This is a genomic window from Blastococcus deserti, from assembly GCF_042682525.1.
In the GTDB taxonomy this organism is placed as follows: Bacteria; Actinomycetota; Actinomycetes; order Mycobacteriales; family Geodermatophilaceae; genus Blastococcus_B; species Blastococcus_B deserti.
The window spans coordinates 130,878-147,494 of the sequence record NZ_JBHUHP010000010.1 but is presented as its reverse complement, the minus strand read 5'-3'; the positions used below and the strand labels follow the sequence as shown (position 1 = coordinate 147,494).

Here is a 16,617-nt window from a genome sequence, read left to right as displayed (position 1 = left end):
TGCCCGCGGGCCGTGACTGGCGCATCGAGGTGGACCACCACCGGGGAGCGGTCCGCACCATCCCGCCGTGCGCCTGGGCACACCGACGTCACGCGCAGGAGCCCCTCATGACCGCCTCGTCCACCGCCCCCGTCTCCGCGACCGCCCGCGCCGGCTTCGACGGCACCGCGGCCTCGGCCGCCTACCGCAACGCCCTCCAGGTGATCGGCGCCGTCGAGCCCCGGGTCGCGGACGCGATCGGTGCCGAGCTGGCCGACCAGCGCGCCTCCCTCAAGCTCATCGCCAGTGAGAACTACGCCAGCCCCGCCGTGCTGCTCACCATGGGCAACTGGTTCAGCGACAAGTACGCCGAGGGCACCGTCGGGCACCGCTTCTACGCCGGCTGCCAGAACGTCGACACGGTGGAGGGGCTCGCCGCCGAGCACGCCCGCGAGCTGTTCGGCGCCCCGTACGCCTACGTGCAGCCGCACTCGGGCATCGATGCCAACCTGGTCGCCTTCTGGGCGGTGCTCGCCCAGCGCGTCGAGCTGCCGGCGCTCGAGCGGGCCGGGGTGCGGCACGTCAACGAGCTCACGGACGCCGACTGGGCCACCCTGCGCCGCGCCCTCGGCGACCAGCGGATGCTCGGCATGTCGCTGGACGCCGGCGGCCACCTCACGCACGGCTTCCGGCCCAACATCAGCGGCAAGATGTTCGAGCAGTCCTCCTACGGCACCGACCCGGGTACCGGCCTGCTCGACTACGCCGCCGTGCGCGCCCGCGCCCGCGAGTTCCGGCCGCTGATCCTGATGGCCGGCTATTCCGCCTATCCGCGCCGCGTCGACTTCGCCGCCATGCGAGAGATCGCCGACGAGGTGGGCGCCACCCTGGTGGTCGACATGGCGCACTTCGCCGGGCTGGTGGCCGGCAAGGTGCTCACCGGCGACTTCGACCCGGTGCCGCACGCCCACGTCGTCACCAGCACCAGCCACAAGTCGCTGCGCGGCCCCCGGGGCGGTTTCGTGCTCGCCCAGCCCGAGTTCGCCGACGCGGTCGACCGCGGTTGCCCGATGGTGCTCGGCGGGCCGCTGCCCCACGTGATGGCGGCCAAGGCGGTCGCGTTCGCCGAGGCCCGGCAGCCGGGGTTCGCCGCGTACGCCCAGGCCGTGGTGGACAACGCCGTCGCCCTCGCCGACGGGCTGCGCCGGCGCGGGGTCCGGCTGGTCACCGACGGCACCGACAACCACCTGGTGCTCCTCGACGTGAGCAGCTTCGGCCTCACCGGCCGGCAGGCGGAGTCGGCGCTGCTGGACGCCGGCATCGTCACCAACCGCAACGCCGTCCCGGCCGACCCGAACGGCGCCTGGTACACCTCCGGCGTCCGGATCGGCACGCCCGCGCTCACCACCCGCGGCTGCGGCGCCGCCGAGTTCGACCGCGTGGCCGAGCTCATCGCCGGCGTCCTCGCCGGGACGACGCCGACGACGACGTCCTCGGGAGAGCCGTCCCGCGCGAAGTACACGCTGGCCGACGGACTGGCCGGCCGCACGCGGGCCGCCGCGGCGGAGCTCCTGGCCCGGCACCCGCTCTACCCCGGTCTCGACCTGGGCTGAGAAAGAGGACCCGTCCCTCTCACCCCTCGCGCGCTCGGGGTGAGCCTCCGGACGGGGCCACCGGGGCGGGGCCGCGGAGGCTCTGCGGAGGGGCACGGGCGGCGGAGGGTGAGCAGGCCGTGACCAGCCGCACCTGACCATTTGCAACAGGGGCCCCGGCGGCCTCCCGTACCGCGTCGTTGGGAGACCGGGCCGGCAGTCCTACCTACACTCGCCAGAGTGGACACCGCCGTGACCGACCCCGTCGTGGGTGTGGTCCTCGAAGGGCGCTACCGCCTCGAGGAGCGGCTCGCCCGGGGCGGCATGTCCACCGTCTACGCGGCCACCGACCTGCGCCTGAACAAGACGGTCGCAGTGAAGGTGATGGCCGAGCACCTCGCCCACGACCCCACGTTCGTCGACCGGTTCACCCGCGAGGCGCGGGCCGCCGCCATGCTCAGCCACCCCAACGTGGTGGGTGTCAGCGACCAGGGCAGCGACCAGGGCCTGGTGTTCCTGGTCATGGAGCTGGTCCGGGGCCGCACGCTGCGCGACCTCCTGACGGCCCGGGGCCGGCTGACCGTCGCCGAGGCCTTCGCCGTCCTCGAGCCCACCCTGGCCGGCCTCACCGCCGCGCACCGGGCCGGCATCGTGCACCGCGACATCAAGCCCGAGAACGTGCTCATCGGCATCGACGGCGTGGTCAAGGTGGCCGACTTCGGGCTCGCCCGGGCCGTCGTCGGCACGGGCCAGACCAGCCAGACCGGCGGCGTCCTCATCGGCACCGTGGCCTACCTCTCGCCGGAGCAGCTCGAGCGTGGCCGGGCCGACGCCCGCAGCGACATCTACGCCGCCGGCATCGTGCTGTACGAGATGCTGACCGGGCACCCGCCCTACGGCGGGGACACCCCGCTGGCGGTGGCCTACCAGCACGTGCACCACGACGTCCCCGCCCCGTCGGACGAGGTGCCCGGGCTGCCGTGGCAGGTCGACGAGCTGGTCGCCCGCACCACGCGGCGTGACCCCTCGGGCCGGCCGCTGGACGCAGGCGCCTTCCTCGCCGAGCTGGGGCACGTGCGCAGGGACCTCGGCATCGAGCCGGTCCCGGTGCCCACCGGCCGCAGCAGCGCCGGCCCGCAGACGCTGCGCCCGACCAACCGGCCCACCCGGCCGCGGCACCCCAGCGACCCGGGCACCGCCGTCATGGGCGCGCAGCGGGTCGGGCGCACGAGCATGCTCCCGGGCATGGGCCCCGGCCCGACGATGAACGTCAACGGCCGCAAGCCCGCCCTCGACCGGCCGCGCCCCGGGGTGCCGCAGCACATCCGCCGCCGCCGGGCCCGCTTCGCGATCGCCGTCGTCCTGCTCCTCGTCGTCACCATCGGCGCGATCGGCTGGTGGCTGGGCAGCGGGCGGTGGACGCAGGTCCCCGAGCTGGTCGGCCAGGACCAGGCCGCCGCCATCGACCTGCTCCAGGAGGCGGGGCTCGACCCCGACTGCTGCGAGAAGGTCTGGAGCGAGGAGTTCCCGGCCGGCGCGGTCATGTCCACCGAGCCCGCGGGCGGCGGGGAGGCGATCCGAGGGACCGACATCCGCCTGGTGGTCTCGCAGGGCCCCGAGCGCTTCACGGTGCCGGCCGACCTGGTGCACCAGCCGGTGGACGACGTCGTCACCTTCCTGCAGGAGCAGCGCTCGGCCCTGCAGGTGGCCACCGCCGAGGAGTACGACGACGACGTCGCCAAGGGCCTCGTGGTCCGCTTCGACCCGCCGGCGGGCACGGAGCTCAAGCGCGACCAGGTCGTCACGGTGGTCGTCAGCCGCGGCCACGCGCCGGTCGACGTCCCGGACGTCACCGGGCAGAGCCCGGAGCAGGCGAAGGTCAACCTGGAGGCGCTGGGCTTCACCGTGAAGCGCGGCGAGGACGGGCGGAGCGCCGCGGTGGACAAGGGCGAGGTCATGGCCGTGAGCCCCGGCCCGGACGACGGCCCGGCTCCCTTCGGCAGCGAGGTGACCGTCACCGTCTCCGCCGGCGTGCCGCTGGTGATCGTGCCGGACGTGACCGGGATGAAGGAGGACGAGGCCACCGCCGCGCTGCAGGCGGCCGGTCTGACCGTCGACGCGACGAAGTTCTTCGGCAACAAGGTGCGCCAGCAGCAGCCGGCGGCCGGGGAGAGCGTCGAGCAGGGCACCAGCGTCAAGATCCTGGTGGCCTTCTAGCCGTGCGGCAGGCTCCTCCCGCGCATCCGATCGGAGCGCACATCCAGATCAAGGGCGGCCTCGCCAAGGGCGGGCTGGCCTACACCGACGCCGTCGGCGCCCGCGCCGTGCAGGTGTTCGTGGGCAACCCCCGCGGCTGGCGCCTGACGGCGGGCGACCCGCGGCAGGACGCGCTCTTCGTCGAGGGCTGCGCCGAGCGCGGTGTGCCGTCCTTCATCCACACGCCCTTCCTCGTGAACGTCGGCTCCCCCACCGAGGCGACCGTCGAGCAGTCGATCTCCTCGATCGCGCACAACCTCGCCCGCGGGGCGGAGCTGGGGTGCCGGGGCGTCGTCGTCCACGCCGGGTCCGCGGTGGGCGAGGACCGCTACGAGGCGGCGCTGCGCCAGCTGCGCGAGCGGCTGCTGCCGGTCCTCGACGCCGCCCCGGCCGACGGGCCACGGCTGCTCGTCGAGCCGACCGCCGGAGGGGGCAGGTCGCTGGCCGCCACGGTGGAGGACCTGGGCCCCTACCTGGCCGCGCTGGACGACCACCCGCTGGTGGGGGTCTGCTTCGACACCTGCCATGCCTGGGCGGCCGGCCACGACCTGACCGCGCCGGGCGGGATGACGGCGACCCTCGACGCGCTCGAGGCGACCGTCGGTCCCGGCCGCCTGGGGCTCGTGCACGCCAACGACTCGCTCGACGGGTGCGGCTCCAGACGGGACCGGCACACCACCATCGGGGAGGGGTCGATCGGGGTGGCCCCCTTCGCGGAGCTGCTCGCCCACCCCTCGATGGCCGCCGTCCCCGTGGTCGTCGAGACGCCCAGCGAACGCGACGGCGTGCCCACCGCCGGCCACGCCGCGGACATCGCGCTGCTCTGCTCCCTGCGCGACGAGGCCACGCTGAAGTCCTTCGCCGCCTGAACCGGCGCGAGAGCGTGCACCGATGCGCAGTTCGCGGCGCGCAGTCTGCGCATCCGCGCCCAGTGTTGCCACGCAGCAGCCGGAGTCGCGCCTCGTGAACTGCGCGCATGTCCCGGCGGCACGCCTCAGGTGACCGCGTCAGACGGGAGCTGCTGAAGCGCAGGGTCTGCCGGCCGTGCCACGGGCACCTCAGCGGTCGAGGAGCTCCGCGAGGACGTCGGCGGCGCGGTCGATGCCGGCCCGGTCGACGTCGAGGTGGGTGACCAGGCGGATCCGCGAGGGGCTCACCTGGCTGACCAGCACGCCCTTCGCCTTGGCCGCCTCGGCGACCAGCGGCGCCTCGACGCCGTCGAGCACCACCATGTTCGTCTCGACCGACGACGGGTCGACGCCGAGCCGCTTGGCCAGCAGCTGCGCGTGCTCGTGGTCCTCGGCCAGGCGGGCCAGGTTGTGGTCGAGCGCGTACAGGCAGGCCGCGGCCAGCACGCCGACCTGACGCATGCCGCCGCCCAGCCGCTTGCGCCACAGCCGGCCGGTCGCGATCCGCTCCGCCGAGCCCACGAGCACCGAGCCGACCGGCGTCCCCAGCCCCTTGGAGAAGCAGACCGACACCGTGTCGGCCAGCTTGCCGTAGGTCTCGAGCGGCACGCCGGAGGCGACGTGCGCGTTCCAGATCCGGGCGCCGTCGAGGTGGACGGCGACGCCAGCGCCGCGGGACCAGTCCCACAGCCGCTGCAGCTCACCGAGCGGCTGGACGCGGCCGAAACCGCGGTTGTGGGTGTTCTCCACGGCGACCGCCGCCGTGGACGTCAGGTGCCAGTCGCCCTTCGGTCGCACCTGGGCGATCAGCTGGTCGGCGTCGAGCAGGCCTCGATCGGAGACCACCGTGCGCGTGGAGATGCCGAAGACCGCCGCGGCGGCGCCCATCTCGTAGGTGACGACGTGCGCGTCGGCGTCGCAGAGCACCTCCTGGCCGGGCTCGCAGACCAGCCGCATGCCGATCTGGTTGCCCATGGTGCCGCTCGGCACGAACAGCGCGGCCTCGTGGCCGAACAACTCCGCCGTCCGCTCCTCGAGGGCGCGGACGGTCGGGTCCTCGGCGTAGACGTCGTCCCCCACCTCGGCCTCGGCCATGGCCCGGCGCATGCCCGGCGTCGGCCGGGTGACGGTGTCCGACCGCAGGTCGACGAGCCCTTCAGCCACGCAGCATCTCCGCCACCAGGAAGGCCAGTTCCAGCGACTGCCCGGTGTTCAGGCGGGGGTCGCAGGCGGTCTCGTACCGGCTGTTGAGGTCCTCGTCGCTGATCTCCATCGCGCCGCCGAGGCACTCGGTGACGTCCTCACCGGTCAGCTCGACGTGGATGCCGCCCGGCCAGGTGCCCAGCGCGCGGTGGACGTCGAAGAAGCCCAGGACCTCGTCGACGACCCGGTCGAAGTGGCGGGTCTTGTAACCGGTCGAGGACTCGTGGGTGTTGCCGTGCATCGGGTCGCACTGCCACACGACCTGGTGGCCGCCGGCGGTGACCTTCTCGACGATCGGGGGCAGCACGTCGCGGATCTTGCCGTTGCCCATGCGGCTGATCAGGGTGAGCCGGCCGGGGACGCCGTCCGGGTCGAGCCGCTCGACGAGCTCAGCAGCCTGCTCGGGCGTCGTCGTCGGGCCGATCTTCACGCCGATCGGGTTGGCGAGCCTGGAGACGAACTCGATGTGCGCGCCGTCCATCTGGCGGGTCCGCTCGCCCACCCACACGAAGTGCGCCGAGGTGGCGTACGCCCGGCCGTCGTGCACCCGCAGCAGGGCGCGCTCGTAGTCGAGGATCAGCGCCTCGTGGCTGTTGTAGAGGTCGACCTGGTGCAGCGCACTGGAGTCGACACCGCAGGCCTTCATGAACGCCAGTGCCCGGTCGATCTCGCGGGCGATCACCTCGTAGCGCACGCCGGCGGGCGAGTTGGCGACGAAGTCCTTGTTCCAGTCGTGGACGGCGTGCAGGTCGGCGAGGCCACCCCGGGCGTAGGCGCGGATCATGTTCATCGCCGCGGCGGAATTGGCGTAGGCGCGCACCAGCCGCTGGGGGTCCGGGATCCGCTTCTCGAGGACCGGCTCCAGCGAGTTGACCATGTCGCCCCGGTAGGAGGGCAGGCCCAGCGCATCGGTGTCCGACGAGCGCGGCTTGGCGTACTGCCCGGCCACGCGGCCCACCTTGACCACGGGCACGCTCGCGCCGTAGGTGAGGACGACGGCCATCTGCAGCAGCGTGCGGGTGGTGCTCTGCAGGTGCGGCTCGGTGTTGAGGTCGAAGGTCTCCGCGCAGTCGCCGCCCTGCAGCAGGAACGCCTTGCCCTGCGCCACGTCGGCGAGCTGGGACCGCAGGTGGTCGACCTCGGCCGGCGCCACGATCGGCGGCACCGTGGACAGGGTCTCGAGAACGGCGTCGAGGGCAGCACGGTCGGGCCACTTCGGCTGCTGGGCCGCGGGGAGGCCCTTCCACCGGTCGAGACCGGGGACCAGCTCAGCAGGTTCGGGGAGACTCACGCCGTCGAGGGTACGGCGCGCGGGCCCATCACCCGAAGAAGACCTCCGCCTCGGCGTAGCGCTCCGGTGGGACCAGCTTGAGCCGGGCGGTCGCCGCGCTCAGCGGCACCCGCACGATGTCGGTGCCGCGCAGGGCCACCATGACGCCCGACTGCCCGTCGTGGACGGCGTCGACGGCGGCCAGCCCGAACCGCGTGGCGAGGACGCGGTCGAACGGCGACGGGGTGCCGCCGCGCTGGATGTGCCCGAGGACGACGGCCCGCGCCTCACGGCCGGTGCGCTCCTCGATCAGCGACGCCAGCGCGGCACCGATCCCGCCCAGGCGGACGTGCCCGAAGGCGTCCTTCTCCCCCGTCGACAGGATGAGCTCGCCGTCCTTGGGCTTGGCCCCCTCGGAGACCACGACGATCGGCGAGTACCCGGACCCGAAACGGTGCCGGCAGTGCGCCACGACGCCGTCGACGTCGAAGGGCTTCTCCGGGATGAGGATCACGTTGGCGCCGCCGGCCATCCCCGCGTGCAGCGCGATCCAGCCGGCGTGACGCCCCATCACCTCCACGACCAGGGTGCGGTGGTGGCTGTCCCCGGTGGTGTGCAGCCGGTCGATGGCCTCCATCGCGACGCCGACGGCGGTGTCGAAGCCGAAGGTGTAGTCGGTGGCGTCCAGGTCGTTGTCGATGGTCTTCGGCACGCCGACCACGCGGACCCCGGCCTCGGCGAGCCTGGTCGCCACGCCCAGGGTGTCCTCGCCGCCGATCGGCACCAGCGCGTCGATGCGGTGCTCCTCCAGCGCGGCGAGCAGGCGCTCGGGCCCGCCGTCGACGGAGTACGGGTTCGTGCGGGAGGTGCCCAGGACGGTGCCGCCCCGGGGCAGGATCCCCCGCACCGAGCCGAGGTCCATGTGCACGGTGTCGCCCTCCAGCACCCCGCGCCAGCCGTCGCGGAAGCCGACGATCTCGTCGCCGTGCTCACCGATGCCCTTGCGGACCACCGCCCGGATGACGGCGTTGAGCCCCGGGCAGTCACCGCCGCCGGTCAGGATGCCGATCCGCATTGCTGTTCCTCCGGAAGGAGTCGGGGCCTCACGTGGTTGGACGGCGTCATGATGCCGCAGGTGAGGGCCGTAGTCGTATGCAACGCGTGATCGCCGTCACCGGTGCCACCGGCGCCGTCGGCGGGCGGGTCGTCGCGCGGCTCGCCGGGAGGTCGGAGGTGTCGCTCCGGCTCGTCGTCCGCGACGCCACGCGGGCGCCGCGGCTCGACGGCGCCCGCGTCGTGGAGAACCCCCGGGGACTACGCGGACGGGGAGGGACTGCGGGCCGCGCTGGCCGGCGTGCAGACCCTCTACCTGGTGTCGGCCGCGGAAGCCGGGGACCGGCTGCGCCAGCACCTCACCGCGGTGGAGGCGGCAGCCGCGGCGGGGGTCGAGCGGATCGTCTCCAGGAGGACCACCCTTCCCCCCGCGCCTCGCACGCTCGGCGCGGGCCCTGAAGGGTGGCCGTGCCACGGAGGCGTCCATCGCCGCCACCGGCGTCCGGAACACCTTCCTGCGGCACAGCATGTGCGCGGACTTCGTGCCGTTCTTCGCCGTCCGCGAGGACGGCCGCGCGGTGATCGCGGCGCCGGCCGGGCAGGGGCGGACCGGGTTCGTGTCCCGGGAGGACGTCGCCCACCCGTCGTCCGTCCGGGCACCCCGACTGGGAGATCGAGGGGTGGGTGAGCAGCTACCTGGCCATAGCCGCGGGCGAGCTCGCGCAGGTCGGCGACGTCGTCCCCTGGCTCACCGGGCGCCCGGCGCGGACCGTGGCCGAGCACCTGCGCACCCACCCCGGCGACTGGTCGCACCTGCTGCCCTGAGCTGTCCCACGCCGGCGAGGGGTTTCCGTGTAGCCGTTCCAACATGTCGGTGTGGTCACGAACCCGGTGCCCGCGTGCCGGCCCACCACTGGCCTGCCGAGGAAGGGAGGGACAGCAGGACTCGAGACGAGGGACCCGACATGCGCTGGACGACGATGCCCACCTGGGCGAACCCTACGGCCTGGGGCATCAGGACCAAGGTGGTCGCGCTGGCGGTGGCGAGCGTCGCCGTGACGGGGGTCGCCATGGGCGGGGTCAGCGCCTGGCAGAGCGGCCGGTTCGCCGACGATGCCGAGGCCGACGTGTGGGCGCTCGTCGAGGAGGACGTCTCCCGCACCGCCGCCGGGGTGCACGACGTGGTCTCCACCCAGGGCGCGTCGACGGCCGCGAAGGTCGACTCCGACCTCGCCGTCGCCCAGTACGTGCTGGCCCAGGCGGGCGGGTTCACGCTCGACGAGCCGCGCAAGGGTCTGGTCACCTGGGAGGCGAAGAACCAGCTGACGGGTGAGGTCACCCCGATCGCCCTTCCCCGGGTGCTGGCCGGCGGCACGTGGCTCGGCCAGAACAGCGACGCCGCCGTCCCGACGCCGGTCGTCGACCAGATCAAGGCCATGGTCGGCGGCACCGCGACGATCTTCCAGAAGACCCCCGAGGGCAACTTCCTGCGTGTGGCGACCAACGTCCAGGCCGCCTCCGGTGCCCGCGCGATCGGCACCTACATCCCTGCCGTCAACCCCGACGGCCGGCCCAACCCCGTGGCGTCGGCGGTCAGCGGCGGGCAGGTGTACCGCGGCAACGCCTTCGTCGTCGACTCCTGGTACGTCTCCGCCTACGCCCCGCTGACCGGCCCCGCCGGTGACGTCGTCGGCATGCTCTACGTGGGCCAGAAGCAGGAGAACCTGCCCGCGCTGCGGGAGAGCCTCGATGCCACCGTCGTCGGGCAGAACGGGCACGTCGAGGTGTTGGGCGGCACCGGCGACCGGGCCGGCACCGTCCTCGTCAGCCCTGACGGCGCGCGCGACGGCGAGAACCTGCTCGAGGCCACCGACGCCGAGGGCACGCCCTACGTGCAGCAGATGGTCGAGGCGGCCGTCGGCCTCCAGGCCGGCGAGCAGGCGACCGTGCGGTACGTGGACCCGGAGGCGGGCGCGACGACCGTGCGCCTCACCTACTACGCCCCGTGGGACTGGGTGATCGCCACCGTCGCCCGCGACGCCGACTACTGGGGGCCGGTCGACTCCATGGACGACGGGCGCTCCTCGATGCTGCTGGCGCTGGTCGTGGCCGCCTGCGTCATCGGCGTCCTCGGCGGGCTGCTCGCGTACTGGGTCGGCCGCCGGCTGACCGGGCCCCTGGAGCACCTGCGCGACCGCATGGCCGAGATCGCCGACGGGGAGGGCGACCTGACCCAGCGGATGGACGACTCCCGCTCGGACGAGGTCGGCCAGCTGTCCGCGGCGTTCAACCGCTTCGTCGACAAGGTCGCCGGCACCATCCGCGACGTCGGCCGGTGCGCTCAGGAGGTCGCCTCCTCCGCGGCCGGCGTGGCCACCGTCGCGGACGGGCTGGCCGAGCGGGCGGCGCGCAGCCGCGACCAGGCACAGGGCGCGCACTCCTCGGCGGCCGAGATCAGCTCGAGCGTCACGTCCGCGGCCGCGGGTGCGGAGGAGATGGGCGCGTCGATCTCCGAGATCGCCCGGAGCGCCACCGAGGCGGCCGAGGTGGGCCGGCAGGCCGCCGAGCTCGCCCAGCGCACCGAGACCACCATCGCCGCCCTCGGAACCAGCTCGGCCGAGATCGGTGACGTGGTGAAGGTGATCTCGGGCGTGGCCGAGCAGACCAACCTGCTCGCCCTCAACGCGACGATCGAGGCCGCGCGCGCCGGTGACGCGGGCAAGGGCTTCGCCGTCGTCGCCAACGAGGTGAAGGAGCTGGCCCAGGAAGCCGGCAAGGCGAGCGAGGAGATCGCCCAGCGGGTGCAGGGCATCCAGGCCGAGACCTCGGCCGCGGTGCGCGCGATCGCCCAGATCGCCGAGGTGGTCCGCACGATCAACGACCACCAGACGACGATCGCCAGCGCCGTCGAGGAGCAGACGGCGACGACCAGCGAGCTGACCCGGAGCGTGGCCGCCGCCGCCGACGGCGCGGGCAGCGTGACCACGACCCTCACGGCCGTGAGCCGGGACGCCGACGACAGCGCCGCCGACGTGCAGCGTGCCCGCACCGCGGCCCGCGAGCTCGATGCCCTGTCCGGTGACCTCAACCGCCTGCTGGGGGTCTTCACGGTCTGAGAGGGGTCCCGCCCACCCCACCCGTCGCACGCTCAGGGCGGGCCCCGGGGCGGGGCCACGGTGCAGCGGCCAGGATGGGGCCGTGGACCCCGCCCACCTGCTCGCCGCCATGCCGTTCGCCGTCGCGACCGGGATCGTCCTCGACCGCGCGGACCCGACCGAGGTGACCGGTCGGCTGCCGTGGAGTCCCGACCGCTGCACGGCCGGCGGCGTGCTGCACGGCGGGGCGCTGATGACCCTCGCGGACACGGTGGGGGCGGCGTGCGCCTTCCTCAACCTTCCCGAAGGGGCGTCGACGTCGACGGTCGCCTCCTCGGCGTCGTTGATGCGCGCCGTACGCGGGGGCGCCGCACACGCGACCGCCCGCCCGCTGCACACGGGCCGGTCCTTCGTCGTGGTGTCGGTGGAGGTCACCGACGACGACGGACGGCGGGTCGCGCAGGTCACCCAGACCCAGGCGGTGCTCTCCGGCTGACCGGCCCCGGTGCGCCGGCGTGCGCTGGTGGTGGTGACGTCGGCCCGGTCTCCCCCACCAGCGCACGGTCACGCTGAGCGACGAGCGGCCTCCATCGCCTGCCAGCGGGCCAGGTTGTAGCGGGCGTCGACCAGGGCGTCGTGGGTGCCCGTGGGCTTCGCCGGCAGCGGCGGCTGCCCCAGGTCGTCCCACCGCTGGCGCAGTTCACGGGTGAAGCGCGGGATGGGCCGCGGCAGCGCGGGCATCGGCCCCCACAGCTGGGCCAGTGCGACGTGGTCGTAGGCGGCGAACCAGGCCCACAGCTCGATCTCCTCCCCCGGGCCGGTGAGGAAGGCGAGGAGGTCCTCGCGGATGCGCTCCCGGCTGCGCCACGCCCTGTCCGCCGGCGGGGGCAGCTGGTCGAGCACGTTGCGGCGCACCCACGGAATGGCCTTGCGCTCGTCGAACTCGGTGCTGACCGCGTAGAACTCCCGCCCGGTCTCGTCGACGACGCCGATCGACACCAGGTCGATGGTGGTGCCGTCCTCGATGAACTCCGTGTCGTAGAAGAAGCGCCGCACGCAGGCCACCGTAGGCGCCGGTCCGTCGGCGGGCCCGACTCCGCGGCCGCTGCGATGCTCTCCCCCGAGAGCCGGGCTACGTTGCCCCTCATGCCGGTTCTCGCGATCGATGCTGGAACGACCGGGGTGACCGCGCTGGTCGTGGGCGAGCAGGGCGACGTCCTGGCCCGTGGCTACCGCGAGTTCGCGCAGCTGTTCCCCCGGCCCGGGTGGGTGGAGCACGAGCCCGACGACATCTGGACGGCGACGGTGGCGGCCTGCCGGGGGGCCCTGGCCGCCACCGAGGTGGAGCCGACCTGCGTCGGGATCACCGACCAGCGGGAGACGGCGGTCGTCTGGGACCGCCGCACGCTGCACTCCCCGCGGCCTGCGATCGTCTGGCAGGACCGGCGGACGACGGGGATCTGCGACCGGCTCCGGGACGCCGGTCACGAGGCCCGCGTCGCCGAGCTCACCGGGCTGCGCCTCGACCCCTACTTCACCGGGACGAAGTTCGCGTGGCTCGCCGAGCACGAGCCGGGGACGTGGTCGCGGGTGCGGAACGGCACGCTGGCCCTCGGCACGGTGGACTCCTACCTGATCGCCCGGCTCACCAGCGGTGCCACGCACGTCTCCGACCCGACCAACGCCAGCCGCACGCTGCTCTACGACCTGGAGAAGGGCGCCTGGTCCGACGAGCTGTGCGAGCTGTTCGACGTCCCGCGGTCGGCGCTGCCGGAGCTGGTGCCCAGCTCCGGCGTCGTCGGCACCACCGACCCCGACGCGTTCCTCGGCCTGTCGCTGCCGATCGCCGGCATCGCCGGCGACCAGCAGGCCGCCCTGTTCGGGCAGGCCTGCTACTCCCCCGGCATGAGCAAGTGCACCTACGGCACCGGTTCGTTCGTGCTCACCAACACCGGGACGACGCCGGTGCGCTCCGACGCCGGCCTGCTCACGACGGTCGCCTGGGACCTCGGCGACGGGCTGGTCTACGCCCTCGAGGGCGCGATCTTCGTGACGGGCGCGGCGGTGCAGTGGCTGCGCGACGGGCTGGGACTGATCGACTCGGCCGCCGAGATCGAGGGCCTGGCACGGACGGTGCCCGATTCCGGCGAGGTCGTGTTCGTCCCGGCCCTGACCGGGATGGGGGCGCCGCACTGGGACCCGCACGCCCGCGGCGCGATCCTCGGCATCACCCGCGGGACCACGCGCGCGCACCTGGCCCGGGCCACGCTCGAGGCGATCGCGTTCGAGGTCCGCGACGTCGTCGACGTGATGGTCGACGAGGCCGGGCTGGAGGTGCCGGAGCTCTCGGCCGACGGCGGCGCCAGCGCCAACGACCTGCTCCTGCAGCTGCAGGCCGACCAGCTCGGCGTCCCGGTGCGCCGTCCCGAGGTGACCGAGACGACGGCGCTCGGTGCGGCCTTCCTCGCCGGGCTGGGCACCGGCGTGTGGGGCAGCACGGAGGAGCTGGCGCGGACCTGGGCGCTGGACCGGCGTTTCGAGCCGACCGACGGCGCCCGGGACGACGGCCGGCACGTCCGCTGGCGCTCGGCGCTCCCCCGCGCCGGGGGCTGGACGCGGTGACCGCGGCCGTCACCCGTCGCCGGTGGTCCGCTCAGGGCCGGCAGTGCTCCTCCTCGAAGGCCAGGATCCGGTCCTCGGCGGCCAACGCGGCCTCGGCGTCCGGCTGCTGCCCGGTCGCCGCCCGTGCCCGCATGTCATCGAGGAACACCAGGACGTCGGCGCGGATCTCGTCGGGAGCCACCTCGGCGAGTTCGTCGAGCTGGACCGACGCCTGGTCCAGGAGCTGCTGCTCCCGGCGCATGTGCTCCTCCAGCGGGGCGTCCTCCGGTACGTCGGCGAAGATCTGCTCGCCCAGCGCTTCCAGCTCCGCGGTCAACTCGCAGTAGCGGTCGACGTCCCCGCCCCCGGCGGAGGTGGTCGCCGGCGTGGCGGACGGCTGCCTGCCGGCTGACTCGTCGCTGCAGGCGGTCAGGGTGAGCGCCAGGGCTGCGCCGAGGGCGAGCGGGGCGACGCGGGTCGGTGTCATGTCGGCCTCCTGAGATCTGGTCGGTGCACCGAGAGTGGGGCCCCGGCTCTCAGCCGTCGTCGGCCGCGGGAACCGTTCCGGAGGTCGTCCCCGAGGATGACGAGCACCGGCCCGCAGGAGGATGTGCACGGCGTCCGGCGGTCGGTACGTTCCGCGCCGTGAGCGGCGTGCAGGAACGCTGGCCGCGATGGGCCGACCCGGCGATCGCCGCGTCGGTGTCGGTGCTCGGGGTCGTGGAAGTCGCATCGAGGGAGCCCGCGACCCCGCTGTGGCAGTACCCGGTCGTCGTCGTCATGACCGGCGCGCTGGCCTGGCGCCGGCGCACTCCCGTGACCGTGCTGGTCGTCGTGCTCGGCGCCATCCTCGTCCAGCAGTGGCGCGGGCTGGACCTCGACGCCCTCCACGTGCCGCTCGTCCTCTACCCGGCCTTCTACTCCGTGGGCGCGCACCGGCCGCTGCGCCCGGCGATCGGCGGCGTCGCGGCGGGTCTGGTGATGCTGGGATGCGGCGCCCTCGTCGAGGACGTGCCGATCGGTGACTACGTGTTCATCGGCGCCATCGGCCTGGCCTTCTGGGCGGCCGGCGCCTCGATCCGCGCCCGGGTCGAGGCTGCGGTGGCGGCGCAGACGCGCGCCCGCCTGGCCGAGGAGCGGCAGCAGCGGGCCGCCGCGGCAGCCGTCGCCGACGAGCGCGACCGCATCGCGCGCGAGCTGCACGACGTCGTCGCGCATTCGGTCAGCGTGATGGTGATGCAGGCCGGCGCACTGCGCAGGATGCTGCCACCGGACCAGGCCCGGGCGCTGGGCGTCGCCGGAACGGTGGAGCGCACCGGCCGGGAGGCCCTCGCCGAGTTGCGCCGGATGCTGGGGCTGCTCCGGAACGACGACGACCGGGTGCCGCTGGCCCCGCAGCCGGGGCTGGCACGGATCCCCGAACTGGTCGGGAGCACCGAGGCCGCGGGAGTGCCCGTGACCCTCGACCTCGAGGAGCCCCCCGCCGTGCTCAGCCCCGGCGTGGACCTGTGCGCCTTCCGGATCGTGCAGGAGTCGCTGACCAACGTGATCAAGCACGCTGGACCGGCGTCGGTCCACGTCGGCGTGCGCTTCCCCGCGGGCGCTGTCGTCGTGGAGGTGGTCGACGACGGCCGCGGCGGCGTCCCGACCGGGGACAGCGGCCACGGGCTGCTCGGCATGCGGGAGCGGGTCGCCGTGTTCGGCGGCGAGCTGACGGTGGGCCCCCTGCCCTCCGGCGGGTTCGCCGTCCGGGCCAGGCTCCCCCTGGAGACGCGGTGACCATCCGGGTGCTCCTGGCCGATGACCAGGCAGTCATGCGCTACGGGCTGCGGCTGATCCTGGAGGGAGAGCCGGACCTGGCCATCGTCGGAGAGGCCGCCGACGGGGAGACGGCGGCTGCGGCCGTGCAGCGCCTGCGGCCGGACGTCGTCCTCATGGACATCCGCATGCCGCGGCTGGACGGGATCGCCGCGGTGCGCCGGATCGTCGCCTCGGGCGCACCGACCCGCGCCCTGATGCTCACGACCTTCGACCTGGACGAGTACGTCTTCGACGCGCTGCGGGCCGGGGCGAGCGGCTTCCTGCTCAAGGACGCGCCTCCCGAGGAGCTCGTCACCGCCGTGCGGCTGGTCGCGGCCGGCGAGGCACTGCTCGCCCCCTCGGTGACCCGGCGGGTCATCGAGGAGTTCGCCCGGCGGCCGGCGCCGGCCAGGCGAGGTGCCCACGAGCGGCTGACCGCGCGCGAGCTGGAGGTGCTCCGGCTGGTGGCCCGCGGGCTGACCAACGACGAGATCGCCACCGAGTTGTTCGTCAGCCGGACGACGGTGAAGACACACGTGGCGCGCCTGCTGGCCAAGCTGGGCCTGCGCGACCGGGTGCAGGCGGTGGTGCACGCGTACGAGCACGGCCTGGTCACCGGCGACGGCCGCTGATCCGGGTCAGCGGTGCTCGAGGCCGACCTTCGGGACCCGGGCGCCCGCGCGGCGGCGCGGCGGGCGAGCTCGGCGCCGGTCCCGCGGGCCGCGCCGGTGATGCGGAGGGACTTCCCGGACGAGGACGTGCGGGGCTGACGCCGGCGCGGGCCATGGGAGTTCGGCGATCTCAGATTGAGCACTGCTCGACAGCGGTTGTAGTTTGTTGAGCGTTGCTCAAGAAACCGA

At 74.1% G+C, this 16,617-nt stretch carries 14 protein-coding genes and 1 riboswitch; of the genes, 9 read left to right on the top strand and 5 right to left on the bottom strand.

Going from position 1 to position 16,617, the window contains the following annotated elements; all coding sequences use genetic code 11:
• Window positions 1-2: 2 nt before the first annotated feature.
• A riboswitch (ZMP/ZTP riboswitch) is annotated at window positions 3-86 on the top strand.
• A gap of 21 nt (window positions 87-107) precedes the next feature.
• From ACFSHS_RS11515 to ACFSHS_RS11505, 3 genes are all read left to right on the top strand, one after another.
• Window positions 108-1,592: a glycine hydroxymethyltransferase gene (locus ACFSHS_RS11515; RefSeq protein ID WP_376875619.1), complete on the top strand. Its 1,485-nt coding sequence runs from the start codon at window positions 108-110 to the stop codon at window positions 1,590-1,592.
• 219 nt (window positions 1,593-1,811) lie between these two features.
• Window positions 1,812-3,788 (top strand): Stk1 family PASTA domain-containing Ser/Thr kinase, encoded by a 1,977-nt coding sequence (pknB, locus tag ACFSHS_RS11510; RefSeq protein ID WP_376875616.1) that lies wholly within the window; start codon window positions 1,812-1,814, stop codon window positions 3,786-3,788.
• A 2-nt stretch (window positions 3,789-3,790) separates the two neighbouring features.
• Window positions 3,791-4,696: a deoxyribonuclease IV gene (locus tag ACFSHS_RS11505; RefSeq protein ID WP_376875613.1), complete on the top strand. Its 906-nt coding sequence runs from the start codon at window positions 3,791-3,793 to the stop codon at window positions 4,694-4,696.
• 189 nt (window positions 4,697-4,885) lie between these two features.
• On the opposite strand, the gene ACFSHS_RS11500 is transcribed toward ACFSHS_RS11505, so the two are convergent.
• The 3 genes from ACFSHS_RS11500 to ACFSHS_RS11490 are packed head-to-tail and all read right to left on the bottom strand — an operon-like array spanning window position 4,886 to window position 8,283.
• Window positions 4,886-5,899 (bottom strand): threonine aldolase family protein, encoded by a 1,014-nt coding sequence (locus ACFSHS_RS11500; protein ID WP_376875610.1) that lies wholly within the window; start codon window positions 5,897-5,899, stop codon window positions 4,886-4,888.
• Window positions 5,892-7,229: a class II 3-deoxy-7-phosphoheptulonate synthase gene (locus tag ACFSHS_RS11495; RefSeq protein WP_376875607.1), complete on the bottom strand. Its 1,338-nt coding sequence runs from the start codon at window positions 7,227-7,229 to the stop codon at window positions 5,892-5,894. Before ACFSHS_RS11495 ends, ACFSHS_RS11500 begins: the two co-directional genes overlap by 8 nt.
• Window positions 7,230-7,257: 28 nt before the next feature.
• Window positions 7,258-8,283: a 6-phosphofructokinase gene (locus ACFSHS_RS11490; RefSeq protein WP_376875604.1), complete on the bottom strand. Its 1,026-nt coding sequence runs from the start codon at window positions 8,281-8,283 to the stop codon at window positions 7,258-7,260.
• 662 nt (window positions 8,284-8,945) lie between these two features.
• Here ACFSHS_RS11490 and ACFSHS_RS11485 point away from each other — a divergent pair.
• The 3 genes from ACFSHS_RS11485 (at window position 8,946) to ACFSHS_RS11475 (ending at window position 11,852) form a co-directional block, all read left to right on the top strand.
• The gene (locus tag ACFSHS_RS11485) at window positions 8,946-9,086 is read left to right on the top strand and encodes a hypothetical protein (RefSeq protein WP_376875601.1); all 141 of its coding nucleotides are present in this window, start codon (window positions 8,946-8,948) and stop codon (window positions 9,084-9,086) included.
• 140 nt (window positions 9,087-9,226) lie between these two features.
• A complete protein-coding gene (locus tag ACFSHS_RS11480) occupies window positions 9,227-11,377 on the top strand; it encodes a methyl-accepting chemotaxis protein (RefSeq protein WP_376875598.1) in 2,151 nt (716 codons plus the stop codon).
• 82 nt (window positions 11,378-11,459) lie between these two features.
• Window positions 11,460-11,852 (top strand): PaaI family thioesterase, encoded by a 393-nt coding sequence (locus tag ACFSHS_RS11475; protein WP_376875595.1) that lies wholly within the window; start codon window positions 11,460-11,462, stop codon window positions 11,850-11,852.
• 68 nt (window positions 11,853-11,920) lie between these two features.
• Here ACFSHS_RS11475 and ACFSHS_RS11470 read toward each other — a convergent pair whose 3' ends face one another.
• A complete protein-coding gene (locus ACFSHS_RS11470) occupies window positions 11,921-12,412 on the bottom strand; it encodes a polyadenylate-specific 3'-exoribonuclease AS (RefSeq protein WP_376875592.1) in 492 nt (163 codons plus the stop codon).
• 90 nt (window positions 12,413-12,502) lie between these two features.
• Between ACFSHS_RS11470 and glpK the strand changes: the two genes are divergently transcribed.
• Window positions 12,503-13,978, top strand: coding sequence for a glycerol kinase GlpK (gene glpK / locus ACFSHS_RS11465; RefSeq protein ID WP_376875589.1), 1,476 nt, complete (start codon window positions 12,503-12,505; stop codon window positions 13,976-13,978).
• A 31-nt stretch (window positions 13,979-14,009) separates the two neighbouring features.
• Here glpK and ACFSHS_RS11460 read toward each other — a convergent pair whose 3' ends face one another.
• Window positions 14,010-14,444 carry a hypothetical protein gene (locus ACFSHS_RS11460; protein WP_376875586.1) on the bottom strand — a complete coding sequence of 145 codons (435 nt, stop codon included), beginning with the start codon at window positions 14,442-14,444 and terminating at the stop codon, window positions 14,010-14,012.
• Window positions 14,445-14,602: 158 nt separating this feature from the next.
• Between ACFSHS_RS11460 and ACFSHS_RS11455 the strand changes: the two genes are divergently transcribed.
• The gene (locus ACFSHS_RS11455; RefSeq protein ID WP_376875583.1) at window positions 14,603-15,736 is read left to right on the top strand and encodes a sensor histidine kinase; all 1,134 of its coding nucleotides are present in this window, start codon (window positions 14,603-14,605) and stop codon (window positions 15,734-15,736) included.
• Window positions 15,733-16,389, top strand: coding sequence for a response regulator (locus ACFSHS_RS11450; RefSeq protein WP_376875580.1), 657 nt, complete (start codon window positions 15,733-15,735; stop codon window positions 16,387-16,389). Before ACFSHS_RS11455 ends, ACFSHS_RS11450 begins: the two co-directional genes overlap by 4 nt.
• The last annotated feature ends 228 nt before the right edge of the window (window positions 16,390-16,617 follow it).

Coding starts and splice junctions, on each gene's coding strand:
- ACFSHS_RS11515 (WP_376875619.1), top strand. CDS start 108: ATGACCGCCTCGTCCACCGCCCCCGTCTCCGCGACCGCCCGCGCCGGC.
- ACFSHS_RS11490 (WP_376875604.1), bottom strand. CDS start 8,283: ATGCGGATCGGCATCCTGACCGGCGGCGGTGACTGCCCGGGGCTCAAC.
- ACFSHS_RS11480 (WP_376875598.1), top strand. CDS start 9,227: ATGCGCTGGACGACGATGCCCACCTGGGCGAACCCTACGGCCTGGGGC.
- glpK (WP_376875589.1), top strand. CDS start 12,503: ATGCCGGTTCTCGCGATCGATGCTGGAACGACCGGGGTGACCGCGCTG.
- ACFSHS_RS11460 (WP_376875586.1), bottom strand. CDS start 14,444: ATGACACCGACCCGCGTCGCCCCGCTCGCCCTCGGCGCAGCCCTGGCG.